The sequence below is a fragment of the Algoriphagus aquimarinus genome (assembly GCF_900112005.1).
GTDB classification, from domain to species: Bacteria; Bacteroidota; Bacteroidia; order Cytophagales; family Cyclobacteriaceae; genus Algoriphagus; species Algoriphagus aquimarinus.
Genome location: NZ_FOKK01000002.1, coordinates 47,285 through 72,425, shown reverse-complemented (window position 1 = coordinate 72,425; position 25,141 = coordinate 47,285). Strand labels below are relative to the sequence as shown.

Sequence of the window (25,141 nt, the reverse complement as noted above, 5' to 3'; positions counted from 1 at the left end):
GACTATTATAGTCAGGTCTTTTCCTGTTTATGCACAGGTTTAAAATTGCATTATTCTAATCGGAAATAGGGTTATTCCGATATCAACATTTCACCATAAACATACACTACCTTGGCTATCAAGAATCAAACCGAAAGGAAAAGTTTCTCCTCCATTAAGGTGGTCAAAAGCTATCCGGATTTTCTCGATATTCAGTTGCAGTCTTTTAAAGACTTTTTCCAACTGGATACACCAGCAGAAAAGCGCCGGGCAGACGGTTTATTTAAAGTATTCGCAGAAAACTTCCCAATCAGTGATTCTAGAGAGAATTTCACTCTTGAATTTATTGATTATGCAGTAGATCCACCGAAATATTCTGTGAGCGAATGCATTGACCGTGGCTTGACCTACTCTGTACCGTTGAAAGCAAAGTTGAGATTACTTTGTCATGACGAGGATAATGAAGATTTCGAAACGATTGAGCAAGAAGTATTCTTAGGTAATCTTCCGTATATGACCGAGAAAGGGTCATTTGTAATTAATGGTGCAGAACGAGTTATTGTTTCCCAACTTCACCGTTCTCCAGGTGTGTTCTTTGCTCAAAGCAAGCACACAAATGGTACGAAACTTTACTCTGCCAGAATTATCCCTTTCAAAGGATCATGGATTGAATTTGCTACAGATATTAATAATGTCATGTATGCATATATCGATCGTAAAAAGAAGTTCCCTGTAACGACTTTGCTAAGATCTATTGGCTATGGCTCTGATAAAGATATTCTCGATCTATTCGGTCTATCTGAAGAAGTCAATGCTACTAAGACAGCAATGAAGAAGGTAGCTGGACGTAAGTTGGCTGCTAGGGTTCTAAGAACTTGGGTAGAAGATTTCGTAGATGAAGATACTGGTGAAGTAGTTTCTATCGATCGAAATGAGGTATTGCTTGAACGTGATACTATTCTTACAGATGAAGACATTGATATGATCTTGGATTCAGGCTCGAAAAGCATCATTCTCCATAGAGAAGATGTGAACGTGGCTGATTACTCTATCATTTATAATACATTACAAAAAGATAACTCTAACTCTGAAAAAGAGGCCGTAGAAGTTATCTACCGTCAGTTGAGAAACACTGAAGCACCTGATGAGTCAACAGCTCGTGAGGTTATTCACAGTTTATTCTTTTCTGACAAGCGTTATGATCTAGGAGAAGTTGGTCGTTATAGAATCAACAAAAAACTAGGTCTAGACATCGATTCTGCTAAAATCGTCCTTACTAAGGAAGATATTATCAATATCGTTAAGTACTTGATTGGACTTATTAACTCTAAGGCTGTTGTCGATGATATTGATCACTTGAGCAATAGACGAGTAAGAACTGTTGGCGAGCAGCTTTACAGCCAATTCGGTGTAGGTTTGGCTAGAATGTCTAGAACTATCCGTGAGAGAATGAACGTTCGTGACAATGAAGACTTTAAACCAGTCGATTTGATCAATGCGCGTACGCTTTCTTCTGTGATCAATTCCTTCTTCGGAACAAACCAGCTTTCTCAATTTATGGATCAAACCAATCCATTGGCGGAGTTAACTCACAAGAGAAGACTTTCAGCTTTGGGTCCAGGGGGTTTATCTAGAGAAAGAGCAGGATTTGAGGTTCGAGATGTTCACTACACGCACTACGGTCGTTTGTGTACTATTGAAACTCCAGAAGGTCCAAACATTGGTTTGATTTCTTCTCTTTGTGTTCACGCCAAAGTGAATTCAATGGGCTTCCTTGAAACCCCATACCGTAAGGTGAAGGACGGAAAAGCAAGTATGAAAGCAGAGGATGTTTTATTCCTTACAGCTGAAGAAGAAGATGACCATAACATTGCACAGGCAAATGCGCCTTTGGATGAAAATGGTAAATTTATCAACGAAAAAGTAAAAGCGAGATTTGAAGGAGATTTCCCTGTATTGGAACCTTCTGAAATCACTTATATGGACGTTGCTCCTAATCAAATTGTATCAGTTGCAGCATCTTTGATTCCTTTCTTGGAGCATGATGATGCCAACCGTGCATTGATGGGATCCAACATGCAGCGCCAAGCAGTTCCTTTGTTGAAAGCCGAAGCACCTATTGTAGGTACTGGCCTTGAAGCAAAAGCTGCTGTAGATTCTAGATCTCTGATCATTGCGGAAGCAAATGGTGTAGTAGATTATGTGGATGCTAAGAAAATCACCATTAAGTACGATCTGACTGATGATGAGTTACTAGTTAATTTCACAGATGAATACAAGTCTTATGATTTGATCAAATTCAGAAGAACTAACCAGGATACAACGATCAACCTTACTCCTTTGGTGCTGAAAGGCCAAAAGGTTAAAAAAGGTCAGGTTTTGGTAGAAGGTTATTCTACTAATAACGGTGAGCTAGCTCTAGGTAAAAACTTGAAAGTGGCATACATGCCTTGGCAAGGGTACAACTTTGAGGATGCTATCGTAATCTCTGAACGAGTGGTAAGAGAAGACGTCTTTACATCTATTCACGTAGAAGAATTCCAGTTGGAAGTTCGTGATACGAAGAGAGGTGAAGAAGAATTGACTTCTGAAATCCCTAACGTCTCTGAAGAAGCAGTCAAAAATCTTGATGAGCATGGTATCATCGCGATTGGAGCTGAAGTAAAAGAAGGTGATATCATCATCGGTAAGATCACTCCGAAAGGAGAAACTGATCCTACTCCTGAAGAGAAATTGCTTAGAGCAATCTTCGGTGATAAAGCTGGTGACGTGAAAGATGCTTCCTTGAAAGCTTCACCTTCCTTGAATGGTGTGGTAATCGAGACTAAGCTATTCGCAAGACCTAAAAAGGATAAAGATATTAGAGCGAAATCTAAAGCGGATGTTGAAAAACTGAAGGGTAGATACTCTAAAGACCTTTTGGGACTAAGAGCACGAATGATCAACAAAATGGTTACTATCCTAGAAGGCAAAACTTCTCAGGGTGTTAAACATAAATTTGGTGATGAGATCATCACTAAAGGTCAGAAGTTCAACTTGAAGAACATTGAAAATAACCTTTTCCCTGCTAAGAATCCTTACAGAGATGAGAGTAACTACAATGTCCCTGAAGAAGCTAACCTTATTTCTGATATCGTTCTTGACGACTGGACAAATGATGCACATATTAATGGGCTAATTGTTCACTTGGTGAAAAACTTTATTAACTCAAGAAATGAGATCGCTGGTACTTTCAAGAGAGAGAGATTTACTCTTGAAGTAGGAGATGAACTTCCTGCTGGTATCGTTCAACTTGCTAAAGTATATATCGCTAAGAAGCGTAAGCTTAAAGTAGGTGATAAGATGGCGGGTCGTCACGGTAACAAAGGTATCGTAGCAAGAATCGTAAGAGACGAGGACATGCCGTTCCTTGAGGATGGAACTCCAATGGATATTGTATTGAATCCACTAGGTGTACCTTCTCGTATGAACATCGGACAGATCTTTGAAACTGTATTGGCTTGGGCTGGACAGGTACTGGATAAGAAATACGCTACACCAATTTTTGATGGTGCTTCTATGGAAGAAGTAGCTCACGAATTGGAATTAGCAGGCTTACCAGCTTACGGTCGTACTTACCTATACGATGGTCTTTCAGGTGTTAAATTCGATCAGCCAATTACAGTAGGTATTGCATACATGCTGAAACTTGGTCACTTGGTTGATGATAAGATGCACGCCCGTTCAATCGGACCATACTCATTGATTACGCAGCAGCCTTTGGGTGGTAAAGCTCAGTTTGGTGGTCAGCGTTTCGGAGAGATGGAAGTTTGGGCACTGGAAGCATTCGGTGCATCACACGTACTTCAGGAGATCCTGACAGTGAAGTCTGATGACGTAATCGGTAGAGCAAAAGCTTATGAAGCAATTGTGAAGGGTGAAAACCTTCCTAAACCTAATATTCCTGAATCATTCAACGTATTGGTTCATGAGTTGAGAGGTTTGGCTCTTGAAATTACCCTAGATTAATAAAGCGAATGGGCTCGCAAGAGCCCTTTACATATCTTTCAAAAAACTATGGCGTTCAGAAAAAATAAAAAACTTAACAATGATTTTTCCAGAGTCACCATTAGTTTGGCTTCCCCAGAATCTATTCTGGATAGCTCAAACGGTGAGGTGACCCAGCCAGAGACGATCAATTATAGAACTTACAAGCCTGAAATGGGTGGTTTGTTCTGTGAGAGAATCTTTGGTCCGGTCAAAGACTGGGAATGTCATTGTGGCAAGTACAAGCGCATCAGGTATAAAGGTATTATCTGTGATCGCTGCGGTGTAGAGGTTACAGAGAAGAAAGTAAGAAGAGAGAGAATGGGGCACATCGAACTGGTTGTACCAGTTGCTCACATTTGGTATTTCAAATCTCTTCCTAATAAAATCGGTTACCTTCTTGGTCTTCCAACTAAGAAGCTTGATCAGATTGTCTATTACGAGCGATATGCGGTAGTTCAAGCAGGTATCAAAGCAGAAGAGGGTGTTCAGTATTTGGACTTCTTGACTGAAGATGAATACCTGGATATCATGGACAAGCTTCCTAAGGAAAACCACATGCTTGACGATGCAGATCCAAATAAATTCATCGCCAAAATGGGTGCTGAAGCTTTGGAAATGTTATTGGCAAGAATTGATTTGGATGATCTTTCTTACGCACTTCGTCACCAAGCTGCTACTGATACTTCTCAGCAGAGAAAAGCAGAAGCACTGAAAAGACTGAAAGTAGTAGAAGCATTCCGTGATGCTAGAACTAGAATCGAAAACCGCCCTGAGTGGATGGTAGTTCGTATGGTTCCAGTGATTCCACCGGAATTGCGTCCATTAGTTCCTTTGGATGGTGGTCGTTTCGCTACTTCCGATTTGAATGACCTTTATAGAAGAGTAATTATCAGAAACAACCGTCTGAAGAGATTGATAGATATCAAAGCTCCAGAGGTAATTTTGAGAAATGAAAAGAGAATGCTTCAGGAAGCTGTCGATTCTCTATTCGATAACTCTAGAAAAGTAAATGCGGTAAGATCCGATGGAAACCGTGCTTTGAAGTCCCTTTCCGATATGTTGAAAGGTAAGCAAGGTCGATTCCGTCAAAACTTACTCGGTAAGCGTGTGGATTACTCCGGTCGTTCTGTGATTGTAGTAGGTCCTGAGTTGAAGCTTCACGAGTGTGGTCTTCCTAAAAATATGGCGGCTGAGCTTTTCAAACCTTTTATCATTAGAAAACTGATAGAAAGAGGTATTGTTAAGACTGTTAAGTCTGCTAAGAAAATTGTGGATCGTAAAGATCCAGTGGTTTGGGATATTTTGGAAAATGTACTTAAAGGACACCCGGTGCTCCTTAACCGTGCTCCTACTCTTCACAGATTAGGTATCCAGGCTTTCCAGCCAAAATTGATAGAAGGAAAAGCTATCCAGCTTCACCCATTGGTATGTACTGCCTTTAACGCCGATTTTGACGGTGATCAGATGGCAGTTCACGTTCCTCTTGGTCATGAGGCAATTTTGGAAGCTTCTACTTTGATGCTTTCTTCTCACAACATTCTTAACCCGGCTAATGGTGCTCCAATTACTGTTCCTTCTCAGGATATGGTGTTGGGTCTATACTATGTGACCAAAGGCAAGAGATCTACTCCAGAAGAGATCGTTGCTGGTGAAGGAATGACTTTCTACAGCGTAGAAGAGGTGATCATCGCAATGAATGAAGAGCAAATCTCCAAGCACGCGAATATCAAGTGTAAAGTACAGCTAAGAACTGAAGATGGAGGTTACAAGGATGAGATCATTGAGACTGTAGCCGGTCGTTTGATATTCAACCAGTTTGTACCAAAAGAAGTAGGTTATGTAAATGAGCTTTTGACCAAGAAAAAACTTCAGCAGATTATTGCTAAGGTGGTTAAAGTTTGTGGAATGGCTCGTACAGCTCAATTCTTGGATGATATCAAAAACCTAGGATTCCAAATGGCCTACAAAGGCGGTTTGTCCATGGGACTTAATGATGTAATTATTCCAGAGGAAAAAGAACCAATGATTGCCAAAGCCAAAGGTGAGGTAGACGAGGTTTGGAATAACTATAGAATGGGTCTGATCACAGACAACGAGCGTTACAACCAAGTAATTGATATCTGGACTCGTACCAACTCTCATTTGACTAATAATCTTATGAAGCAGATGGAAGAGGATAAGCAAGGATTCAATGCAATCTACATGATGATGCACTCAGGAGCCCGTGGTTCTAGAGAACAAATTCGTCAGTTGGGTGGTATGAGAGGTTTGATGGCTAAGCCACAGAAAAACCTTCAAGGTTCTGTGGGTGAAATCATTGAAAACCCAATCCTTTCTAACTTTAAAGAGGGCCTAGATGTATTAGAGTACTTTATCTCTACACACGGTGCACGTAAAGGTCTTGCCGATACTGCATTGAAAACTGCTGATGCTGGTTACCTAACCAGACGTTTAGTAGATGTGGCTCAGGATATGATTATCACTGAAGACGATTGTGGTAGCTTGAGAGGATTGATGGTTCAGCCGTTGAAAGACAATGACGAGATCGTAGAACCTCTTTCTGAAAGAGTGCTTGGACGTGTATCTGTTCATGATATATTCCATCCACTTACAGATGAGTTGATCGTTGAATCAGGCCTTGAGATAAATGATGAGGTTGCTAAGTTGATCGATGAATCTGGAATTGACGAAGTTGAGATCAGATCTGTATTGACTTGTGAAACTCGTAGAGGTGTTTGTGGTAAATGTTACGGTAGAAACCTTACAACTGGCCACATGGTACAGGAAGGTGAATCTGTAGGAGTTATTGCTGCACAGTCTATTGGTGAGCCAGGTACTCAGCTTACACTAAGAACGTTCCACGTAGGTGGTACAGCATCCAACATGGCTGTAGAGGCCAGTGTGATCGCTAAGTTCGATGGTGTAGTTGAATTTGATGACGAATTAAGATTGATCGAGACTACTAACAAAGATGGTGAGCATATCACTGTTGTTATGGGTAGATCTGGTGAAATCAAGATTAATGATCCTAAGACAGGTAAGACCTTTGTGTCTAACCATGCTCCTTATGGTTCGATTATAAATGTGAAGGATGGAGAAAAAGTTACAAAGGGTCAGACTCTATGTAAGTGGGATCCATATAACGCAGTAATTCTTTCTGAATTCGACGGTAAAATTGAATTTGAAGCAATTGTAGAAGGTGTTACTTATAAGGAAGTGTCCGATGATCAGACTGGTTTCCGTGAGAAAGTAATCATTGATACAAAAGATAGAACTAGGAACCCTGCTATTATTGTAAACTATGGTGATGAGTCCAAAGGATATAACATTCCAGTAGGAGCTCACTTGGCAATTGAAGCTGGTGATAAAGTAAGATCTGGTCAGATTTTGGTGAAGATCCCAAGATCTGTAGGTAAGACAAGAGATATTACCGGTGGTCTTCCAAGAGTTACCGAACTATTTGAGGCAAGAAATCCTTCCAATCCGGCTGTAGTTTCTGAAATCGATGGCGTAGTAACTTACGGTGGTATCAAGAGAGGTAACAGAGAAATCATCATCGAATCCAAAGATGGTGTGATCAAGAAGTATATGGTATCCTTGTCTAAGCACATTCTTGTTCAGGAAAATGACTTTATCAGAGCTGGGGAACCACTTTCTGATGGGGCCATCACTCCTAATGATATCTTGTCAATTAAAGGCCCAACCGCTGTTCAAGAGTATTTGGTAAATGAAATCCAAGAAGTATATAGGCTTCAAGGTGTAAAAATCAACGATAAGCACATCGAGGTAATCGTATCTCAGATGATGCAGAAAGTAGAGATCCTTGATGCTGGTGATACTGGATTCCTTCAGAACCAAGTAGTTGATAAGTGGGCTTTCAGAGAAGAGAATGATAATATTCTTGACCGTAAAGTGGTCATGGATGCAGGCGATTCTTCTACTTTAAAGCCAGGAATGATACTTTCAGCAAGAAGGTTGAGAGATGAGAATTCCAGTTTGAAACGTAAAGATCTTAAGTTGGTGCAAGTTCGTGATGCTGAGACTGCGGTCTCTAAGCCTACCCTACAAGGTATCACTGCAGCATCTTTGGGTACTGAATCATTTATCTCTGCTGCGTCCTTCCAGGAGACTACTAAGGTGCTTTCTGAAGCGGCCATTAGAGGTAAGCGAGATGAATTGAAAGGTCTGAAAGAAAACGTTATTGTTGGTCACTTGATTCCTGCCGGTACCGGTCAGAGAAGATTGCAACCAATGATCGTTGGATCTCAGGATGAGTATGACAAACTTTCTGAAAACATGGAGCGTAACGCGAAGAGATCTAGCGAAGCTATCCTGTAATATTCTAGTATATTAATTTAAAAGGCCTGTTTCGCGACAGGCCTTTTTTAATCTGTATCAACTATGCAAGACGACAACGGACAAAAAAAAGGAGATCAACAGATTAATGTTGAGCTTTCGGAGGAAGTGGCTGAAGGTGTTTACTCCAACTTGGCAATGATCGCACATTCTAACTCAGAGTTTGTGATCGATTTCATTCGTTTGATGCCAGGGGTGCCAAAAGCAAAAGTAAAGTCACGGATTATCGTGACTCCGGACCATGCGAAGCGTTTGCTTTCAGCCTTGAAAGACAATATTGAGAAGTATGAAGCAGCATTCGGCAAAATCAACCAATCAGGAGGAGCCCCTCAGTTTCCGATTAGTTTCGGGACACCAGGAGAAGCCTAGCAAAAATATAACTGCTTAGCTTTGTTACTCTTATTACTTTGGTTACCTTTGCAGTCCAAAATTTAACAGTTTACGGGAAAACTAAATTTTATCAGTTAATGCCTACTATTCAACAGTTAGTACGAAAAGGTAGAACTACACTGGAGACCAAATCTAAATCAAGAGCTCTGGACGCATGTCCACAGCGAAGAGGAGTTTGTACCAGAGTATACACTACAACCCCTAAGAAGCCAAACTCTGCAATGAGAAAAGTGGCGAGGGTGAGATTGACAAACGGAAAAGAAGTGAATGCTTACATTCCTGGAGAAGGTCACAATCTACAAGAGCACTCGATCGTCTTGATCAGAGGTGGTCGTGTGAAAGATCTACCAGGTGTGAGATATCACATCATCCGTGGTGCACTAGATACCGCAGGAGTTAAAGACCGTAAGCAAGGTCGCTCTAAGTATGGTGCTAAAAGACCGAAAGCAGGCAAAGGTGCCGCAGCTCCGGCAAAGAAAAAATAATAAAAACATTTAGAAAAAATGAGAAAAGCGAAACCAAAGAAGAGATATATTCTTCCTGATCCAAAGTTCAATGACACCCTAGTAACTAGGTTTGTGAACAATCTAATGGTCGATGGGAAGAAGAGTATTGCTTACAGAATTTTCTACGACGCAGTAGAAAAGGTAGAATCCAAAGTAGGTGAGAATGGTCTTGAGATTTGGAAAAAAGCGCTAGCCAATATTTCTCCATCCGTTGAGGTGAAGAGTCGTAGAGTTGGTGGTGCTACATTCCAGGTTCCAATGGAAGTCAGACCTGACAGAAAGATTGCCTTAGGAATTAAATGGATGATCAGCTACGCCAGAAGAAGAGGTGAGAAGACAATGATGGACAGACTTGCTGGCGAAATTATCGCTGCTTCCAAAGGCGAAGGTGCCGGAGTGAAGAAGAAAGATGATACGCACAGAATGGCAGAGGCCAACAAAGCATTCTCACACTTTAGATTTTAATCAATATGGCTAAAAGAGATTTAACACTTACTAGAAATATTGGTATCGCCGCGCATATTGATGCGGGTAAGACTACGACTACAGAAAGAATACTTTTTTACTCAGGCGTATCTCACAAAATTGGTGAGGTTCACGACGGTGCAGCTACCATGGACTGGATGGCTCAGGAGCAGGAGAGAGGGATTACAATTACTTCTGCTGCAACTACCGTTTTTTGGAATTACAGAGAGAAGAAATACCAGATCAACATCATCGATACTCCCGGTCACGTTGATTTTACTGTAGAGGTAAACAGATCACTTCGTGTTCTCGATGGATTGGTGTTTTTGTTCAGTGCTGTAGATGGGGTAGAGCCTCAGTCTGAGACGAACTGGAGACTTGCGGATAACTACAAAGTTGCTCGTATTGGCTTCGTAAATAAAATGGACCGTGCTGGTGCAAACTTCCTAGAAGTATGTAAGCAGGTAAAAGAAATGCTAGGCAGCTATGCTGTTCCTTTGCAACTCCCAATCGGTGCAGAAGATAAATTCCGCGGTGTAGTTGATTTGATCAACAACAGAGCCATCGTATGGAATGAGGATGATTTCGGGATGACTTTCTCTGAAATTCCTATTCCAGAAGATATGCTTGAAGAAGTGGCGGAATATAGAGAATACTTGCTAGAAGCAGTAGCTGATTATGATGAGACATTAATGGAGAAATTCTTCGAAGATGCTGATTCAATTACTGCTGAAGAGATTCTTGCAGCTTTGAGAAAAGCTACGATTGATATGAAGATTGTACCTATGGTATGTGGATCTTCATTCAAGAACAAAGGAGTTCAGACTATGCTTGATCTAGTAATGGAATTGCTTCCTTCTCCAATGGATAAGGACGATATCATTGCTCATGATATAGACGATGAGGAAGTAGATGTGAGAATCTCTCCTGATGAAACGGAGCCTTTTGCTGGCCTTGCCTTCAAAATTGCTACTGATCCATTTGTAGGTCGTCTTTGCTTTGTAAGAGCATATTCTGGAATTTTGAATTCTGGTTCTTATATATTCAATAGCCGTTCTGGAAATAAGGAGCGTATCTCTAGAGTTTTCCAAATGCATGCTAACAAGCAAAACCAAATCGATGCGCTAAGAGCAGGTGATATTGGTGCAGTGGTAGGCTTTAAAGATATCAAAACTGGAGATACACTTTGCGACGAAAGCCGTAAGGTAGTATTGGAATCAATGGTATTCCCTGAGCCAGTTATTGGGTACGCTATCGAGCCTAAAACTCAAGCTGATGTTGATAAACTAGGTATGGCTATCGCCAAACTAGTAGAAGAAGATCCTACGCTTGTTGTAAATACAGATCACGAAACTGGTCAGACTATCTTGAGAGGTATGGGTGAACTTCACCTAGACATCATCATTGATAGAATGAAGAGAGAGTTCAAGGTTGAAATCAACCAAGGTGCTCCTCAAGTTGCTTACAAAGAGGCTTTATTTGGTTCTATCGAACACAAAGAGGTTTACAAGAAGCAAACAGGTGGTAAAGGTAAATTTGCGGATATCTCATTCGAACTTGGACCTAAGGATCCTGATCCTGAAACTGGTGAGATCAAACCAGGACTTGACTTCGTAAATGGTATCGTAGGTGGTGTGATTCCTAAGGAATTTATCCCTTCTATTCAGAAAGGTTTTAATGAGTCCATGAAGAATGGTCCATTGGCTGGATATCCTATCGAGTCGATGAAAGTAAGATTGTACCATGGTTCATTCCACGACGTCGATTCAGATGCTCTTTCTTTTGAATTGGCAGCTAGAATCGGATTCAGAGAAGCCGCTAAGAGATGTAAGCCAATGTTGCTAGAACCAATCATGTCTGTTGACGTGGTTGCTCCGGATGAATACACTGGTCCTATCACAGGTGACTTGAACAGAAGAAGAGGTTTGATGAGAGGAATGGATACAAAAGGAACGTCTAGCGTAGTTAGAGCTGCAGTACCATTGTCTGAGTTGTTTGGTTACATTACTGACCTTAGAACGATTACCTCTGGTAGAGCGACAGCTTCATTGACATTCTCTCACTACGAGCCAGTGCCTAATAACATTGCCGAAGGTGTAATTGCTACAGTAAAAGGTCAGAAGGACTAAAAAATATTTGCGATGAATCAGAAAATCAGAATAAAACTAAAATCATACGATCACAGCCTGGTGGATAAGTCATCAGAGAAGATTGTAAAGGCAGTGAAAGCCACTGGTGCAGTAGTAGTAGGGCCAATTCCATTGCCTACTAAAAAGGAGAAATTCACAGTATTGAAGTCTCCTCACGTAAGTAAAAAAGCTAGAGATCAGTACCAACTTTGTACATACAAAAGATTGGTTGATATCTACTCTAATTCTTCTAAAACTGTAGATGCTTTGATGAAAATCGAGCTTCCAAGTGGAGTTGATGTAGAGATCAAAGTTTGATCGAACTGGATTAAGATAAAAAAAACCTGCTTTTCGGAGCAGGTTTTTTTTGCTCTAGATTCTAGATAGAGAGGGGATCTGGCTATAAATGCCTGAGTCACAATTGAAATATTTCACATTACATAGAAAATTTAGGATTTCGAATTTGTTGCAGAATTTTATTTCAGTAACTTTGCAGTCCTTTAAAGGAGACCCCGGCAGATAAATGCTTGTGGGGTATTATATTATCTTAATAAAAGATGTCTGGTATAATAGGTAGAAAAGTAGGAATGACTAGCATTTTCAGTGCCGATGGACGTAATGTCGCATGCACGCTAATAGAAGCTGGTCCTTGTGTAGTTACGCAAGTAAAAAACGTTGAAACAGACGGGTACAATGCCGTGCAGTTGGGTTATGGTGAGCGTAAAGAGAAAAATACGCCTAAGCCATTAATCGGTCACTTTAAAAAGGCCGGTACAACTCCAAAGCGCAAAGTTGTTGAGTTCAGAGATTTCCGGGTTGAGTTTGAAGGCCAGGTAAATCTAGGGGCTACTGTGAAGGCTGGTGAAGTGTTTATTGAAGGTGACTTCATAGATGCTATCGGAACTTCAAAAGGTAAAGGATTCCAGGGTGTAGTAAAACGTCATGGTTTTGCTGGTGTGGGTGGACAAACTCACGGTCAGCACAACAGAGGTAGACACCCAGGTTCAATTGGTGCGTGTTCGTGGCCATCCAGAGTATTCAAAGGAATGAGAATGGCTGGTAGAATGGGTGGAGACAGAGTAAAGGTAGTCAACCTTAAAGTGTTGAAGATCTATGCTGACAAAAACCTATTATTGGTTTCTGGTTCTGTACCTGGTCCTAAAAATTCTTTCGTTATTCTAGAGAAGTAAGCCATGGAATTAGCAGTAATTAATCAAAAAGGAGAAGACACAGGTAGAAAAATCAGCTTGTCTGATGAGATCTTCGCAATCGTTCCAAACGATCACGCGATTTACCTTGATGTAAAGCAGTACTTGGCTAACCAAAGACAAGGTACGCACAAGTCTAAAGAGAGAAATGAGATAGCTGGTTCTACTCGTAAGATCAAGAAGCAAAAGGGCACTGGTAGTGCACGTGCTGGATCTATCAAGTCGCCACTATTCCGAGGAGGAGGTAGAGTATTTGGCCCACAGCCAAGAGACTATTCTTTCAAATTGAATAAAAAGGTAAAACAACTAGCCAGAAAATCTGCACTTGCTTATAAAGTGAAAGAGAACAGCTTGTCAGTATTGGAAAGCATCACTTTAGATGCACCAAAGACTAAGAGCTACATGGCATTGCTTAACGGTTTATCTCTTGGAGATAAGAAGACGTTGCTAGTACTTCCTGAGGAAAATACTAACGTATTCTTAGCCAGCAGAAACTTGCCAAAAGCAAAAGTTGTGACTGTAAATGATGTAAATACTTACCAAGTCCTTAACGCTGATCACTTGGTGATCTGTGAAGGTTCTATCAGTAAGTTGGAAACCATTTTATCGAAATAAGACAATGGATATTCTAAAGCAGCCTTTAATTACAGAAAAGATTTCTGCCATGAACGAAAGAGGCGTTTATGGATTCATCGTGGAAAAAACTGCGAAGAAACCAGAAATCAAACACGCTGTAGAGAAAACGTTTGGTGTGAAAGTGGTTTCTATCAGAACCATCAGATATGCTGGAAAGCATAAATCTAGATACACCAAAGCTAAAGTGGTTTCAGGCTTTACCAACGCTTTTAAGAAAGCAATCGTGCAAGTAGCAGATGGTGAAGTGATTGATTTTTACGGAGAAATTTAATTGAATCTATATCATGGCAATTAAAAAGTTGAAGCCTGTAACTCCAGGGACAAGATTCAGAGTAGCTCCAGCATTTGACGAGATTACAGCGTCAAGGCCGGAAAAATCTCTTCTTGCTCCTTTAAAGAAGTCAGGTGGACGAAATAATGAAGGCAAAATGACTGTCCGCAATATTGGCGGTGGTCATAAGAGAAGACTACGTATCGTAGACTTCAAAAGAACTAAGTTTGGTATACCAGCGACAGTGAAAGCTATCGAGTATGATCCAAACAGAACGGCTCGTCTTGCTCTACTATATTACGCAGATGGTGCTAAGGCCTACATTATCGCCCCGGAAGGTTTGTCGGTAGGACAAACAGTGATTTCCGGTGAGCAAGTTGCTCCAGAAGTGGGCAACGCGATGCCAGTGGTTAATATTCCAATGGGTACTATTGTACACTGTGTGGAATTGAAGCCGGGTAAAGGTGCCGCAATGGTAAGAAGTGCTGGAGGTTATGCACAGATCGTAGCCCGTGATGGGAAATACGTAACTGTAAAACTTCCATCTGGTGAGATGAGACTTGTACTAAATACATGTATGGCAACTGTTGGAACTGTTTCCAATGGAGACCACATGAACGTAGTATTGGGTAAAGCCGGTCGTAAAAGATGGCTCGGATCAAGACCTCGTGTAAGAGGTGTTGCGATGAACCCAGTAGATCACCCAATGGGTGGTGGTGAAGGTCGTTCTTCTGGAGGGCATCCTAGATCTAGAAAAGGTCTACTGTCTAAAGGTAAGAAAACAAGATCTCCTAAGAAGTATTCAAACAAGTTCATCGTAAGCAAAAGATCTAAATAATTATGGCACGTTCATTAAAAAAAGGTCCTTATATCGAGCACCATCTTGTGAAGAAAGTGGATGCTCAGAACGAATCAGGAAAGAAATCGGTAATCAAGACTTGGTCAAGAAAATCAATGATTTCTCCAGATTTCGTAGGACATACCTTCGCTGTGCATAATGGGAATAAATTCATTCCAGTATTTGTAACAGACAACATGGTAGGTCATAAGCTAGGTGAATTTGCTCCTACCAGAAATTTCAGAGGCCACATTGCCAAAAAAGATAAAGGAAAGAGATAATCATGGAAGCATTAGCAAAATTAAATAATGTACCTACCTCTCCGCGTAAGATGCGCCTTGTGGCTGACCTTGTCAGAGGCAAGAGAGTAGGAATGGCACTTACCATTTTGAAGTTTACTCCTAATCATGGAGCTATTCGACTTGAGAAGTTGTTGCTTTCCGCTGTAGCCAACTGGCAGGCGAAAAACCCTGATGCCAAATTAGAAGAGGCTGACCTTTTCATCAAGACTTTAATGGTAGATGAAGGTAGAATGCTTAAGAGATTAAGACCAGCTCCTCAAGGTAGAGGCCATAGAATCCGCAAGAGATCAAATCATGTAACCCTAGTAGTTGATTCATTCAACGACCAGTCTGTTACCGCTGATGTAGTAGAAACAAACGAAAAGGCAAATTAAGAACAGACTATGGGACAAAAGATCAACCCAATAGGATTTAGACTTGGTGTAGTCAAAGGCTGGGATTCCAACTGGTATGGTGGGAAAGACTTTGCTGAAAAACTACACGAAGATCAAAAGATCCGTAAGTACGTCCTTGCCAGAATTCCTAAGGGAGGTATTTCTAAAGTGATTATCGAGCGTACGCTTAAGAGAATCACTCTTACGATTCATACTGCCCGTCCAGGTGTTGTTATTGGTAAAGGTGGAGCCGAAGTAGATAAACTGAAAGAAGAGCTTAAGAATATCACTAATAAGGATATTCAAATTAATATCTTCGAGATCAAGCGTCCTGAATTGGATGCGAAATTGGTAGGTGAATCAATCGCTCAGCAGCTTCAAGCAAGAATTTCTTTTAGAAGAGCTATGAAGCAAGCTATTGCAGCATCCATGCGAGTGGGAGCGGAAGGAATCAAAGTTAAACTTTCTGGACGTCTAGGCGGAGCCGAAATGGCCCGTTCTGAAATGTACAAAGAAGGAAGAATTCCTCTTCACACATTGAGAGCAGATATTGATTACGCACTTTCAGAAGCCCTTACGGTTTATGGACTTATCGGAATCAAAGTTTGGATTTTCAAAGGTGAAGTGTACGGTAAGAGAGATCTTTCTCCTAATCAAGGTGCAGCGAATGAGCCAAAAGGTGCTCGTAATGCAGGCCCTAAGAGAAATGATGGTCCAAGACGAAGAAAAAGAAATAACTAATTTTCACCCATAAGTGAGAACTCATGTTACAGCCAAAAAGAACTAAGTATAGGAAAATGCAAAAGGGCCGTGTCAAAGGCATTGCACAAAGAGGGCACACGCTTTCTTTTGGCAACTTTGGCATCAAGTCCCTTGAGCCAGGATGGATAACATCCCGTCAGATCGAGGCAGCTCGTATCGCAATGACGAGAGCAATGAAAAGAGAAGGACAGGTTTGGATCAGAATTTTCCCTGACAAACCTATCACGAAAAAGCCAGCAGAGGTTCGTATGGGTAAAGGTAAAGGTGCTCCAGAATATTGGGTAGCCGTTATCAAACCAGGAACGATCCTTTTCGAAGCTACAGGTATAAACCTGGAAACAGCACAAGCGGCGTTAAGACTTGCACAGCAAAAGCTACCTGTAAGTACTAGATTTGTTGTTCGTAGAGATTACGCTGAATTATAAGCACTATGAAAAATACAGAAATCAATTCACTTTCCGTAAGTGAAATCGCCGAGCGACTTGTCGCTGAGCAGGAGAGTCTAACCAAACTTAGGTTTGCGCACTCGATATCTCCTATAGAGAATCCTAACAGAATCCGCGAGACCAAGCGCTTTATCGCAAGATTAAAGACTGCATTGGCTGCCAAATAACTAGCTAACAAAAAGAATATGGCTACGACAGAGAGAAATCTTCGAAAAGAAAGAGTTGGTAAGGTGGTTAGCAACAAGATGGACAAGTCCATCACTGTAGTGATAGAACGTCGCGTAAAGCACGCTATCTACGGTAAGTTTGTCACCAAAACAACCAAATTTATGGCTCATGACGAGACCAACGAGTGTAACCCAGGTGACCTCGTAAAAATAAGCGAAACTCGTCCGCTGAGTAAGAACAAGCGTTGGAGAGTAGTTGAAATTATTGAAAGGGCTAAGTAATTATGATCCAACAAGAATCAAGACTAAGCGTAGCGGATAATTCTGGTGCCAAAGAGGTGCTAGTGATCCGCGTATTGGGAGGAACAAAAAAGAGATATGCTTCTATCGGCGACAAAGTCGTTGTGACAGTAAAATCTGCTCTTTCTTCCAGCAGCATGAAAAAAGGTACCGTGTCAAGAGCGGTAATTGTGCGTACTCGTAAAGAAATAAGAAGAAAAGACGGTTCTTATATTCGTTTCGAAGATAACGCAGCTGTGTTATTGAACAACAACGACGAGCCAAGAGGCACGCGTATCTTCGGCCCTGTGGCTAGAGAGTTGAGAGAGAAGCAGTTCATGAAAATCGTTTCTTTGGCCCCTGAAGTATTGTAATCATGGAAAGAAAAATGAACAAACAAACTAAGCTGCATATCAAAACTGGTGACACTGTAAAAGTGATCGCAGGTGATGACAAAGGCAAAACAGGGAAAGTACTTTCCGTAGATAAGCAAAAAAGTAGAGCAATCGTTGAGGGTCTTAACATGATCACTAAACACGTGAAGCCTACTGCAGCTAAGCCTCAGGGCGGCATCGATAAGAAAGAAGCTGGAATGCATATTAGTAACCTTAAGCTTGTAGATCCTAAGACTGGTGAAGCCACTAGAACAGGTCGCAAGGAAGGTGAAAATGGTAAATTAGTAAGATACTCTAAGAAAACTGGGGAGGTAATCAATGGCTAATCCAAGAATCAAGCAAAAATATGTGGACGAAATCGTCCCTGCGTTGAAAGAGAAGTTTCAATATGCTTCAGTAATGCAAGTGCCTAAGTTGGAGAAAATTGTTCTCAACAAAGGTATCGGTGCTGCTGTAGCTGATAAAAAACTTGTCGATCAAGGTGTAGAAGAGCTTTCTTTGATCACTGGTCAGAGAGCTGTTTCGACTATCGCAAAAACTTCTGTTTCTAACTTTAAGTTGAGAGAAGGAATGCCTATCGGAGCAAAAGTTACTTTGAGAGGTCAGACAATGTATGAATTCCTAGATCGTTTGATCACAATTGCACTTCCACGTGTAAGAGATTTCAAAGGTATTTCTGATAAAGGTTTTGACGGAAGAGGCAATTACACACTAGGTGTGCAAGAGCAAATCATCTTCCCTGAGATCAGCATTGAGAAAGTCAATAGAATCTCAGGTATGGATATTACATTCGTTACCTCTGCTAAAACAGATGAGGAAAGTCTAGAATTGTTCAAGGCTTTCGGAATGCCTTTCGTTAAAAAAACTAAAGAAGAATAGTCATGGCAAAAGAGTCAATCAAAGCTCGTGAGAGAAAAAGAGAGCGTCTGGTAGCCAAGTATGCTGATAGAAGAGCCGCGCTGAAAGCAGCCGGTGATTATGAAGCTCTTGATAAATTGCCAAAGAACGCATCTCCAGTTAGACTTCACAACAGATGTAAACTAACTGGTCGTCCTAAGGGCTACATGAGAAAGTTCGGTATCAACAGGGTAACCTTCAGAGAAATGGCCTCAGCGGGCAAGATCCCTGGAGTGACTAAGTCCAGCTGGTAAAAAAACGACAGTAGTTTTTATTATAAAAATCAATTCGTAACTTTGCACGCCCAAAACGGGTGTCGCTAGACTATAAAATACAATGACTGATCCAATAGCTGATTATCTGACAAGGTTGAGAAACGCCATTAAGGCGTCTCACCGAATCGTAGAAATTCCTGCTTCTAACATCAAGAAAGAGATTACAAAAGTATTGCACGAAAAAGGATACATTCAGAATTACAAGTTTGAAGAAAACGGTCCTCAGGGATCAATCAAAATTGCTCTGAAATTCAATCCTGTTACTAAGCAAAACGCTATCGTAAGCTTGAAAAGAGTTAGTACGCCAGGTTTGAGAAAATATGTGAAACATACGGAGCTTCCAAGAGTAATCAACGGACTCGGAATAGCAATCGTTTCCACATCTAAAGGTGTGATGACAGACAAAGAAGCCCGCACAGAGGGTGTAGGTGGAGAAGTTCTTTGCTACGTATACTAATTTACTATCATGTCTAGAATAGGTAAAAAACCAATAAATATACCCGGCGGTGTTACTGTAGACGTCACAGCTCATGGAACTGTGACTGTTAAAGGTCCAAAGGGTACACTGACTCAGGATGTGAATCCCGATATTCAAGTGAAAGTAGAAAACAACGAAGTAGTTGTTGCGCGTCCTACCGATTCCAAAAGACACAAGTCTATTCACGGTCTTTACAGATCACTAATCAACAATATGGTGATTGGTGTTTCTGAAGGATACAAGAAAGATCTTGAGCTTGTGGGTGTAGGTTATAAGGCTTCTAACCAAGGTCAGATTCTTGAATTGAATCTTGGTTATTCTCACGGTATCTACTTCCTGTTACCTGAAGAGGTATCATTGAAGACAGAAACTCCTAAAGGTAAAAATCCAATCATTACTTTGGAGTCAATTGATAAAGAATTGATTGGACAAGTGGCAGCGAAAATCAGATCTCTACGTAAGGTTGAACCTTACAAAGGAAAAGGTGTGCGCTTCATTGGTGAACAAGTTAGACGTAAGGCTGGTAAGACTGCCGGTAAAAAATAATAGGTTATGGCATTTAATAAGAATTCCAGAAGACTTAGAATCAAGCAGGGTATCAGAAGAAAAATTTCTGGTACAGATTCCAGACCTCGTTTGTCAGTTTTCAAAAGCAATACTGGCATATATGCGCAGCTTGTTGATGACCTTAAGGGTCAGACTTTAGCCCAAGCTTCTTCCAAAGAATTGGGAGCAAAGGCTAACACTAATGTATCAGTATCCAAAGAAGTAGGTAAAAAACTTGCTGAAAGAGCTGTTGCAAACGGAGTAGACTCCGTAGTATTTGACAGAAATGGCTACTTGTATCATGGGAATGTGAAAGCTTTGGCAGATGGTGCCAGAGAAGGAGGCCTTAAATTTTAATAAGCTATGTCTCAACTAAGAAGAAAGCCTATCAGGGCTACAGATACAGATTTAAAAGAAAAAGTAGTAGCTATCAACCGAGTTGCCAAAGTGGTAAAAGGTGGTAGAAGATTCTCTTTTTCTGCAATTGTTGTAGTAGGAGATGGCCAAGGTGTAGTTGGTTACGGATTGGGTAAAGCCAATGAAGTAACTGATGCTATCACTAAGGGTATCGAAGATGCAAAAAAGAATTTGGTGAAAGTGCCAATCTTGAAAGGGACTATCCCTCACGAGCAAATTGGTAAATTCGGCGGAGGATTTGTTTTGATCAAACCAGCAGCACCAGGTACCGGCGTTATCGCAGGTGGAGCAATGCGTGCAGTTTTGGAGAGTGCTGGCGTTACAGACGTACTTGCTAAATCCAAAGGTTCATCTAATCCTCATAACGTGGTAAAGGCTACTATTGAAGCCTTGGTTCAGCTAAGAGATGCTATCGCTGTTTCACAACAGAGAGGTGTTAAAATGTCTAAAGTTTTTAACGGATAATCATCATGGCTAAAATCAAAATCACGCAAACGAAAAGTACCATCGATAGACCAAAAGATCAAAAAGCAACTATCACTGCTCTAGGTCTAGGTCGTATCAGCAAATCTGTGATCGTAGAGAATACACCACAGATTGCAGGTATGGTAAATAAAGTTAATCACCTTGTAAAAGTGGAGGAAGCTTAATTATGAAACTGCATACATTAACACCAGCTGAAGGATCTACCAAAAATCGTAAGAGAATTGGTAGAGGTACAGGTTCAGGTAGAGGTGGAACTTCTACAAGAGGTCACAAAGGAGCTAAATCAAGATCAGGTTATAAGTCTAAATTAGGTTTTGAAGGTGGTCAAATGCCACTTCAGAGAAGAGTTCCTAAATTTGGATTTAAAAGCTTGAACAGAGTTGAGTTCAAACCAGTTAATTTGGATACATTGCAAGGCCTTGCCGAGCAGTACAATCTTGACGCAATAAACATGGAGACTATGGTTTCTCATGGTATCGCATCTAAGAATGACAAAATCAAAATCCTCGGTGGAGGTGAATTGAAGTCCAAATTAGACGTAACTGCTCACAAATTCTCGGCTACTGCAGTAGCAGCTATCGAGAAAGCGGGTGGAACGGTAAACACAATTTAATTTAATGAAAAAGTTTATTTCGACAGTTAAGAACATTTTCTCTATCGAAGACCTTAGAGTTAGAATCATGAATACGATCGGTTTTCTGATCATATTCAGATTGGGGTCGTTCATAGTTCTTCCAGGTGTTGACCCTTCTCGTTTAGGAGATGCGCCAGAAGGAATCTTTGGATTGATCGATACTTTCCTTGGTGGAGCGTTCAGTAACGCGTCCATCTTCGGTCTGGGCATTATGCCATATATATCTGCTTCCATTGTGTTGCAGTTATTGACTGTCGGAGTACCATATTTTCAGAAAATGCAAAAAGAGGGTGAATCTGGAAGAAAGAGAATCAACCAGATCACTCGAGTTTTGACCATCTTGATCACAATAGCACAAGGTATCGGTTATGTATCCGCTACGATTATGCCTACGGGAGCAGTGATGGTTAGTTCTACTTTATTTATGTTTAGTTCTTTGGTTTTACTTTCCGCAGGTACCATGTTTTGCATGTGGCTTGGAGAGAAGATCACTGAAAAAGGTATAGGTAATGGTATCTCTATGCTAATTATGATCGGTATCATTTCAAGATTCCCAGGTGCTCTTATCGCAGAGGGTCTTGAGAAAGGTACTTCAGGCATGTTGCTACTTCTTATTGAAGCAGCTGTATTGTTCTTCGTAGTAGTTGGGGTAATTGCCTTGACAGAAGCTACAAGAAGAATTCCAGTACAGTATGCGAAACAAGTGGTAGGTGGTAAAGTGTATGGTGGACAGAGACAGTATATACCTATCAAGGTAAATGCTTCTGGTGTTATGCCGATTATCTTTGCTCAGTCTTTGATGTTCGTTCCTGCTCTTATAGCGCAGATCTGGGCTTCGGAGAATGATATTGCCAACTATATTGGTGCTACGTTCAGTGACTTCACATCCTGGCAATACAACTTGCTCTTCGCACTAATGATCATTCTTTTCACATTCTTCTACACTGCTATCACAGTTAACCCTGAGCAGATTGCTGAAGACATGAAGAGAAATGGAGGGTTTGTTCCGGGTATTAAGCCAGGAGCTCCTACTTCGGAATTTATCGACGGAATTATTTCCAAGATTACACTTCCGGGATCAATACTCTTAGCTGCGGTAGCTATACTTCCTGCTCTTGCGATTATATCCGGAGTCGGTGGTGAATTTGCTCAGTTCTATGGTGGTACTTCTCTACTTATTATGGTAGGGGTGATCATGGATACTTTGAGACAGATTGAAAGTTACCTGTTGATGAGACACTACGAAGGCATGATGAAAAGCGGTAATGTGAAGAATAATCCTTCAAATTACCAAGTTGCCTAAGATGATTCAGTACAAGACTTCTGAGGAAGTTAAGTTAATAAAAGAAAGTGCCGATATACTAGCAAGAGCCCACGGGGAAGTAGCGAAACATATCAAGGAAGGGGTAAAGACCTCTTTTCTAGACAAAATTGCTGAGGAGTTTATCAGGGATAATAATGGAGTTCCTTCTTTTAAGGGCTACAATTGTTTTCCTGCTTCACTATGTATTTCTGTTAATGAAACAGTAGTACATGGTTTTCCCAGTGCATATGAATTGAAAGATGGCGATATAATCTCAGTAGATTGTGGAGTCTTTCACCAAGGTTTTCATAGCGATTCCGCTTATACATACCCTATTGGTGAGGTCTCCTCTGCTGTTAAAGCATTATTAAAAGCCACCAAAGATTCACTTTACATTGGAATAGAGCAAGCTGTCTTTGGGAATAGAATTGGTGATGTCGGTAATGCCATCCAGAAGTTTGTAGAAGCAAAGGGCTACACGGTAGTCAGAGAGCTTGTCGGACATGGATTAGGTAGAAATCTTCATGAAGCACCTGAAGTTCCCAATTATGGAAAGAAGGGAAGTGGCCCTTTACTGAAAGATGGAATGGTGATCGCCATTGAGCCCATGATTAATCTTGGAACACGAAATATTGTTCAAGAGCGAGACGGATGGACTATACGCACAGCGGATAGAAAACCTTCAGCACATTATGAGCATACAGTTGCGATATTTGAAGATAGAACAGAGGTATTAACCTCTCATAAATACATAGAAGAGAATTTTAAATTCTAATATGGCCAAACAAACATCAATAGAGCAGGACGGTACCATTAAGGAAGCATTGTCTAATGCGATGTTCAAAGTTGAATTAGAAAATGGACATCAGTTGATCGCCCATATTTCTGGTAAAATGCGAATGAATTATATCAAGATCCTTCCAGGTGATCGAGTGAAATTGGAACTGTCTCCCTATGATTTGAGTAAAGGCAGAATTGTATATCGATATAAATAAGACTGAGATGAAAGTAAGAACATCTATCAAAAAAAGGAGTGCTGACTGCAAGTTGATCCGTAGAAAAGGAGTATTGTATGTCATCAATAAGAAGAATCCTAAGTTTAAACAAAGACAAGGTTAAATTATGGCTAGAATTGCAGGGGTAGATATACCAGACAATAAGCGTGGCGTGATCGGACTTACCTATATCTTCGGAATTGGGAGAAGTGCAGCCAAGGCTATTTTGACTAAAGCCGGCATCTCTTTCGACAAGAAAGCTGGTGAGTGGGATGACGATGAGTCAACTTCCATCCGTAACATTATCGCTGAAGAGTTCAGAACCGAAGGTGTACTGAAGTCAGAGATCCAATTGAACATCAAGCGACTACAGGATATTGGTTGCTACAGAGGTTTGAGACACAGAAAAGGACTTCCAGTTCGTGGTCAGCATACCAAGAACAACGCCAGAACAAGGAAGGGTAAGAGAAAAACAGTTGCTAACAAGAAGAAGGCAACTAAATAAAACCTGATTTAGATTATGGCTCAGAAAAGAAACGATAAAGCAAAAGGTAAAAAAAGAGTAGTAAAGGTTGAAGCTGTAGGACAAGCTCACATCAGAGCATCCTTCAACAACATCATTATCTCTCTTACCAACAATGCAGGTCAAGTAATATCTTGGGCTTCTGCCGGTAAAATGGGTTTCAGAGGTTCAAAGAAAAATACTCCTTACGCTGCACAGATGGCCGCACAGAACTGTGGACAAGTGGCATACGACTTAGGTTTAAGAAAAATCGAAGTTTTTGTTAAAGGTCCAGGATCTGGTCGTGAATCAGCGATCAGAACATTGCAAAATGTAGGATTGGATGTGACTACGATCATCGATGTGACTCCTATGCCGCACAACGGCTGTCGTCCACCTAAGCGTAGAAGAGTTTAATTATAAAATTGTAATACAATGGCTAGATATACAGGTCCTAAAGCAAAGATTGCCAGAAAATTTGGCGAAGCTATAGAAGGACATAGCAAAGCACTTGCAAAGAAAAACTATCCTCCTGGTCAACACGGTAGAGGTAGAAGAAAAAAGCAGTCTGAATATGCGATCCAACTTGCTGAAAAGCAAAAAGCAAAATACATCTACGGTGTATTGGAGAGACAATTCGCTAAGATGTTTGATATTGCTTCCAGGAAAACTGGAATTACCGGTGAAAACCTTCTTCAGCTTCTAGAAGCAAGATTGGATAACACGGTATATAGAATGGGAATCTCCCCTACCAGAAGAGGTGCTAGACAACTAGTTTCTCACAAGCATGTGCTTGTAAACGGTGAGGTAGTTAATATTCCTTCGTTTACCCTTAGGCCAGGTGATGTGGTTTCAGTAAGAGAAAGATCTAAGTCTCTTGAAGCTATCACTAATAGCCTAGCAGGTAGAGGTGCTAATAAATATTCCTGGTTAGAGTGGGATGGCACTTCGTTGACCGGCAAATTCGTCAGTGTTCCGGGCAGAGATGATATTCCTGAGAATATCAAGGAGCAACTCATTGTCGAACTTTACTCTAAGTAATATTTTAATATTTTCAGCTTTTAAAAAAGAACGAG

At 40.8% G+C, this 25,141-nt stretch carries 34 protein-coding genes; all 34 read left to right on the top strand.

The genetic code is table 11. The annotated features are described in order from the left end of the window. Window positions 1-111: 111 nt before the first annotated feature. The 34 genes from rpoB (at window position 112) to rpsD (ending at window position 25,106) form a co-directional block, all read left to right on the top strand. On the top strand, window positions 112-3,987 hold the full coding sequence (gene rpoB / locus BM291_RS02740; protein WP_092894642.1) for a DNA-directed RNA polymerase subunit beta: 3,876 nt from the start codon (window positions 112-114) through the stop codon (window positions 3,985-3,987). A 48-nt stretch (window positions 3,988-4,035) separates the two neighbouring features. Further along, window positions 4,036-8,346: a DNA-directed RNA polymerase subunit beta' gene (gene rpoC / locus BM291_RS02735; RefSeq protein ID WP_092894641.1), complete on the top strand. Its 4,311-nt coding sequence runs from the start codon at window positions 4,036-4,038 to the stop codon at window positions 8,344-8,346. 63 nt (window positions 8,347-8,409) lie between these two features. Further along, window positions 8,410-8,733 carry a DUF3467 domain-containing protein gene (locus BM291_RS02730; RefSeq protein ID WP_091692123.1) on the top strand — a complete coding sequence of 108 codons (324 nt, stop codon included), beginning with the start codon at window positions 8,410-8,412 and terminating at the stop codon, window positions 8,731-8,733. Between the two features lie 98 nt (window positions 8,734-8,831). Next, window positions 8,832-9,239 (top strand): 30S ribosomal protein S12, encoded by a 408-nt coding sequence (gene rpsL / locus BM291_RS02725; RefSeq protein ID WP_092894640.1) that lies wholly within the window; start codon window positions 8,832-8,834, stop codon window positions 9,237-9,239. An 18-nt stretch (window positions 9,240-9,257) separates the two neighbouring features. Next, window positions 9,258-9,725: a 30S ribosomal protein S7 gene (gene rpsG, locus BM291_RS02720; RefSeq protein ID WP_092894639.1), complete on the top strand. Its 468-nt coding sequence runs from the start codon at window positions 9,258-9,260 to the stop codon at window positions 9,723-9,725. A gap of 5 nt (window positions 9,726-9,730) precedes the next feature. Then, window positions 9,731-11,854, top strand: a complete 2,124-nt coding sequence (gene fusA, locus BM291_RS02715; protein ID WP_092894638.1) for an elongation factor G — start codon at window positions 9,731-9,733, stop codon at window positions 11,852-11,854. Between the two features lie 12 nt (window positions 11,855-11,866). Continuing rightward, window positions 11,867-12,172, top strand: a complete 306-nt coding sequence (gene rpsJ / locus BM291_RS02710) for a 30S ribosomal protein S10 (RefSeq protein ID WP_008203035.1) — start codon at window positions 11,867-11,869, stop codon at window positions 12,170-12,172. A gap of 239 nt (window positions 12,173-12,411) precedes the next feature. Then, complete coding sequence (gene rplC, locus BM291_RS02705; protein ID WP_092894637.1) at window positions 12,412-13,044, top strand: 50S ribosomal protein L3; 633 nt, start codon at window positions 12,412-12,414, stop codon at window positions 13,042-13,044. Between the two features lie 3 nt (window positions 13,045-13,047). Next, window positions 13,048-13,677 carry a 50S ribosomal protein L4 gene (gene rplD, locus BM291_RS02700; protein WP_092894636.1) on the top strand — a complete coding sequence of 210 codons (630 nt, stop codon included), beginning with the start codon at window positions 13,048-13,050 and terminating at the stop codon, window positions 13,675-13,677. A gap of 4 nt (window positions 13,678-13,681) precedes the next feature. Next, a complete protein-coding gene (gene rplW / locus BM291_RS02695) occupies window positions 13,682-13,969 on the top strand; it encodes a 50S ribosomal protein L23 (RefSeq protein WP_092894635.1) in 288 nt (95 codons plus the stop codon). A gap of 13 nt (window positions 13,970-13,982) precedes the next feature. Beyond that, entirely contained in the window at window positions 13,983-14,807 is an 825-nt protein-coding gene (gene rplB, locus BM291_RS02690; protein WP_092894634.1) for a 50S ribosomal protein L2, read from the top strand. Between the two features lie 2 nt (window positions 14,808-14,809). Further along, window positions 14,810-15,088: a 30S ribosomal protein S19 gene (gene rpsS, locus BM291_RS02685; protein WP_057939455.1), complete on the top strand. Its 279-nt coding sequence runs from the start codon at window positions 14,810-14,812 to the stop codon at window positions 15,086-15,088. 2 nt (window positions 15,089-15,090) lie between these two features. Then, complete coding sequence (gene rplV, locus BM291_RS02680; protein WP_092894633.1) at window positions 15,091-15,483, top strand: 50S ribosomal protein L22; 393 nt, start codon at window positions 15,091-15,093, stop codon at window positions 15,481-15,483. 9 nt (window positions 15,484-15,492) lie between these two features. Further along, window positions 15,493-16,224, top strand: coding sequence for a 30S ribosomal protein S3 (rpsC, locus tag BM291_RS02675; RefSeq protein WP_057939453.1), 732 nt, complete (start codon window positions 15,493-15,495; stop codon window positions 16,222-16,224). Between the two features lie 23 nt (window positions 16,225-16,247). After that, window positions 16,248-16,670, top strand: a complete 423-nt coding sequence (gene rplP / locus BM291_RS02670) for a 50S ribosomal protein L16 (RefSeq protein WP_092894632.1) — start codon at window positions 16,248-16,250, stop codon at window positions 16,668-16,670. Window positions 16,671-16,675: 5 nt separating this feature from the next. After that, the gene (gene rpmC / locus BM291_RS02665) at window positions 16,676-16,858 is read left to right on the top strand and encodes a 50S ribosomal protein L29 (RefSeq protein ID WP_092894631.1); all 183 of its coding nucleotides are present in this window, start codon (window positions 16,676-16,678) and stop codon (window positions 16,856-16,858) included. Window positions 16,859-16,876: 18 nt separating this feature from the next. Continuing rightward, the gene (rpsQ, locus tag BM291_RS02660; RefSeq protein ID WP_092894630.1) at window positions 16,877-17,140 is read left to right on the top strand and encodes a 30S ribosomal protein S17; all 264 of its coding nucleotides are present in this window, start codon (window positions 16,877-16,879) and stop codon (window positions 17,138-17,140) included. Window positions 17,141-17,142: 2 nt separating this feature from the next. After that, a complete protein-coding gene (gene rplN / locus BM291_RS02655) occupies window positions 17,143-17,511 on the top strand; it encodes a 50S ribosomal protein L14 (RefSeq protein WP_086500285.1) in 369 nt (122 codons plus the stop codon). Between the two features lie 2 nt (window positions 17,512-17,513). Beyond that, complete coding sequence (gene rplX, locus BM291_RS02650; protein WP_092894629.1) at window positions 17,514-17,858, top strand: 50S ribosomal protein L24; 345 nt, start codon at window positions 17,514-17,516, stop codon at window positions 17,856-17,858. Continuing rightward, window positions 17,851-18,411 (top strand): 50S ribosomal protein L5, encoded by a 561-nt coding sequence (gene rplE / locus BM291_RS02645; RefSeq protein WP_092894628.1) that lies wholly within the window; start codon window positions 17,851-17,853, stop codon window positions 18,409-18,411. Before rplX ends, rplE begins: the two co-directional genes overlap by 8 nt. 2 nt (window positions 18,412-18,413) lie before the next feature. Then, on the top strand, window positions 18,414-18,683 hold the full coding sequence (rpsN, locus tag BM291_RS02640) for a 30S ribosomal protein S14 (protein ID WP_057939446.1): 270 nt from the start codon (window positions 18,414-18,416) through the stop codon (window positions 18,681-18,683). 82 nt (window positions 18,684-18,765) lie between these two features. Beyond that, a complete protein-coding gene (rpsH, locus tag BM291_RS02635; RefSeq protein ID WP_092894627.1) occupies window positions 18,766-19,161 on the top strand; it encodes a 30S ribosomal protein S8 in 396 nt (131 codons plus the stop codon). A 9-nt stretch (window positions 19,162-19,170) separates the two neighbouring features. After that, entirely contained in the window at window positions 19,171-19,728 is a 558-nt protein-coding gene (rplF, locus tag BM291_RS02630) for a 50S ribosomal protein L6 (protein ID WP_092894626.1), read from the top strand. 6 nt (window positions 19,729-19,734) lie between these two features. Then, window positions 19,735-20,085, top strand: a complete 351-nt coding sequence (gene rplR, locus BM291_RS02625) for a 50S ribosomal protein L18 (RefSeq protein WP_092894625.1) — start codon at window positions 19,735-19,737, stop codon at window positions 20,083-20,085. A gap of 6 nt (window positions 20,086-20,091) precedes the next feature. Then, complete coding sequence (gene rpsE, locus BM291_RS02620; RefSeq protein WP_086539679.1) at window positions 20,092-20,610, top strand: 30S ribosomal protein S5; 519 nt, start codon at window positions 20,092-20,094, stop codon at window positions 20,608-20,610. 5 nt (window positions 20,611-20,615) lie between these two features. After that, window positions 20,616-20,795, top strand: coding sequence for a 50S ribosomal protein L30 (gene rpmD, locus BM291_RS02615; protein ID WP_092894624.1), 180 nt, complete (start codon window positions 20,616-20,618; stop codon window positions 20,793-20,795). A gap of 2 nt (window positions 20,796-20,797) precedes the next feature. Further along, on the top strand, window positions 20,798-21,244 hold the full coding sequence (rplO, locus tag BM291_RS02610; protein WP_092894623.1) for a 50S ribosomal protein L15: 447 nt from the start codon (window positions 20,798-20,800) through the stop codon (window positions 21,242-21,244). A 4-nt stretch (window positions 21,245-21,248) separates the two neighbouring features. Next, window positions 21,249-22,568 carry a preprotein translocase subunit SecY gene (gene secY / locus BM291_RS02605; RefSeq protein ID WP_092894622.1) on the top strand — a complete coding sequence of 440 codons (1,320 nt, stop codon included), beginning with the start codon at window positions 21,249-21,251 and terminating at the stop codon, window positions 22,566-22,568. Window position 22,569: 1 nt separating this feature from the next. Continuing rightward, entirely contained in the window at window positions 22,570-23,343 is a 774-nt protein-coding gene (gene map, locus BM291_RS02600) for a type I methionyl aminopeptidase (protein ID WP_092894621.1), read from the top strand. 1 nt (window position 23,344) lies between these two features. Continuing rightward, window positions 23,345-23,563, top strand: coding sequence for a translation initiation factor IF-1 (gene infA, locus BM291_RS02595; RefSeq protein WP_057939437.1), 219 nt, complete (start codon window positions 23,345-23,347; stop codon window positions 23,561-23,563). 7 nt (window positions 23,564-23,570) lie between these two features. Continuing rightward, window positions 23,571-23,687 carry a 50S ribosomal protein L36 gene (gene rpmJ / locus BM291_RS02590; protein ID WP_092894928.1) on the top strand — a complete coding sequence of 39 codons (117 nt, stop codon included), beginning with the start codon at window positions 23,571-23,573 and terminating at the stop codon, window positions 23,685-23,687. A gap of 3 nt (window positions 23,688-23,690) precedes the next feature. Further along, window positions 23,691-24,068, top strand: a complete 378-nt coding sequence (gene rpsM / locus BM291_RS02585; RefSeq protein WP_092894620.1) for a 30S ribosomal protein S13 — start codon at window positions 23,691-23,693, stop codon at window positions 24,066-24,068. Window positions 24,069-24,083: 15 nt separating this feature from the next. Beyond that, window positions 24,084-24,482 (top strand): 30S ribosomal protein S11, encoded by a 399-nt coding sequence (rpsK, locus tag BM291_RS02580; RefSeq protein ID WP_057939435.1) that lies wholly within the window; start codon window positions 24,084-24,086, stop codon window positions 24,480-24,482. 18 nt (window positions 24,483-24,500) lie between these two features. Next, window positions 24,501-25,106 carry a 30S ribosomal protein S4 gene (rpsD, locus tag BM291_RS02575; protein WP_092894619.1) on the top strand — a complete coding sequence of 202 codons (606 nt, stop codon included), beginning with the start codon at window positions 24,501-24,503 and terminating at the stop codon, window positions 25,104-25,106. Window positions 25,107-25,141: the final 35 nt, after the last annotated feature.

What these genes read in the sequence shown, in the direction of transcription:
- rpoC (WP_092894641.1), top strand. Translation starts at nt 4,036, where the DNA reads ATGGCGTTCAGAAAAAATAAAAAACTTAACAATGATTTTTCCAGAGTC.
- BM291_RS02730 (WP_091692123.1), top strand. Translation starts at nt 8,410, where the DNA reads ATGCAAGACGACAACGGACAAAAAAAAGGAGATCAACAGATTAATGTT.
- rpsL (WP_092894640.1), top strand. Translation starts at nt 8,832, where the DNA reads ATGCCTACTATTCAACAGTTAGTACGAAAAGGTAGAACTACACTGGAG.
- rpsG (WP_092894639.1), top strand. Translation starts at nt 9,258, where the DNA reads ATGAGAAAAGCGAAACCAAAGAAGAGATATATTCTTCCTGATCCAAAG.
- fusA (WP_092894638.1), top strand. Translation starts at nt 9,731, where the DNA reads ATGGCTAAAAGAGATTTAACACTTACTAGAAATATTGGTATCGCCGCG.
- rpsJ (WP_008203035.1), top strand. Translation starts at nt 11,867, where the DNA reads ATGAATCAGAAAATCAGAATAAAACTAAAATCATACGATCACAGCCTG.
- rplC (WP_092894637.1), top strand. Translation starts at nt 12,412, where the DNA reads ATGTCTGGTATAATAGGTAGAAAAGTAGGAATGACTAGCATTTTCAGT.
- rplD (WP_092894636.1), top strand. Translation starts at nt 13,048, where the DNA reads ATGGAATTAGCAGTAATTAATCAAAAAGGAGAAGACACAGGTAGAAAA.
- rplW (WP_092894635.1), top strand. Translation starts at nt 13,682, where the DNA reads ATGGATATTCTAAAGCAGCCTTTAATTACAGAAAAGATTTCTGCCATG.
- rplB (WP_092894634.1), top strand. Translation starts at nt 13,983, where the DNA reads ATGGCAATTAAAAAGTTGAAGCCTGTAACTCCAGGGACAAGATTCAGA.
- rpsS (WP_057939455.1), top strand. Translation starts at nt 14,810, where the DNA reads ATGGCACGTTCATTAAAAAAAGGTCCTTATATCGAGCACCATCTTGTG.
- rplV (WP_092894633.1), top strand. Translation starts at nt 15,091, where the DNA reads ATGGAAGCATTAGCAAAATTAAATAATGTACCTACCTCTCCGCGTAAG.
- rpsC (WP_057939453.1), top strand. Translation starts at nt 15,493, where the DNA reads ATGGGACAAAAGATCAACCCAATAGGATTTAGACTTGGTGTAGTCAAA.
- rplP (WP_092894632.1), top strand. Translation starts at nt 16,248, where the DNA reads ATGTTACAGCCAAAAAGAACTAAGTATAGGAAAATGCAAAAGGGCCGT.
- rpmC (WP_092894631.1), top strand. Translation starts at nt 16,676, where the DNA reads ATGAAAAATACAGAAATCAATTCACTTTCCGTAAGTGAAATCGCCGAG.
- rpsQ (WP_092894630.1), top strand. Translation starts at nt 16,877, where the DNA reads ATGGCTACGACAGAGAGAAATCTTCGAAAAGAAAGAGTTGGTAAGGTG.
- rplN (WP_086500285.1), top strand. Translation starts at nt 17,143, where the DNA reads ATGATCCAACAAGAATCAAGACTAAGCGTAGCGGATAATTCTGGTGCC.
- rplX (WP_092894629.1), top strand. Translation starts at nt 17,514, where the DNA reads ATGGAAAGAAAAATGAACAAACAAACTAAGCTGCATATCAAAACTGGT.
- rplE (WP_092894628.1), top strand. Translation starts at nt 17,851, where the DNA reads ATGGCTAATCCAAGAATCAAGCAAAAATATGTGGACGAAATCGTCCCT.
- rpsN (WP_057939446.1), top strand. Translation starts at nt 18,414, where the DNA reads ATGGCAAAAGAGTCAATCAAAGCTCGTGAGAGAAAAAGAGAGCGTCTG.
- rpsH (WP_092894627.1), top strand. Translation starts at nt 18,766, where the DNA reads ATGACTGATCCAATAGCTGATTATCTGACAAGGTTGAGAAACGCCATT.
- rplF (WP_092894626.1), top strand. Translation starts at nt 19,171, where the DNA reads ATGTCTAGAATAGGTAAAAAACCAATAAATATACCCGGCGGTGTTACT.
- rplR (WP_092894625.1), top strand. Translation starts at nt 19,735, where the DNA reads ATGGCATTTAATAAGAATTCCAGAAGACTTAGAATCAAGCAGGGTATC.
- rpsE (WP_086539679.1), top strand. Translation starts at nt 20,092, where the DNA reads ATGTCTCAACTAAGAAGAAAGCCTATCAGGGCTACAGATACAGATTTA.
- rpmD (WP_092894624.1), top strand. Translation starts at nt 20,616, where the DNA reads ATGGCTAAAATCAAAATCACGCAAACGAAAAGTACCATCGATAGACCA.
- rplO (WP_092894623.1), top strand. Translation starts at nt 20,798, where the DNA reads ATGAAACTGCATACATTAACACCAGCTGAAGGATCTACCAAAAATCGT.
- secY (WP_092894622.1), top strand. Translation starts at nt 21,249, where the DNA reads ATGAAAAAGTTTATTTCGACAGTTAAGAACATTTTCTCTATCGAAGAC.
- map (WP_092894621.1), top strand. Translation starts at nt 22,570, where the DNA reads ATGATTCAGTACAAGACTTCTGAGGAAGTTAAGTTAATAAAAGAAAGT.
- infA (WP_057939437.1), top strand. Translation starts at nt 23,345, where the DNA reads ATGGCCAAACAAACATCAATAGAGCAGGACGGTACCATTAAGGAAGCA.
- rpmJ (WP_092894928.1), top strand. Translation starts at nt 23,571, where the DNA reads ATGAAAGTAAGAACATCTATCAAAAAAAGGAGTGCTGACTGCAAGTTG.
- rpsM (WP_092894620.1), top strand. Translation starts at nt 23,691, where the DNA reads ATGGCTAGAATTGCAGGGGTAGATATACCAGACAATAAGCGTGGCGTG.
- rpsK (WP_057939435.1), top strand. Translation starts at nt 24,084, where the DNA reads ATGGCTCAGAAAAGAAACGATAAAGCAAAAGGTAAAAAAAGAGTAGTA.
- rpsD (WP_092894619.1), top strand. Translation starts at nt 24,501, where the DNA reads ATGGCTAGATATACAGGTCCTAAAGCAAAGATTGCCAGAAAATTTGGC.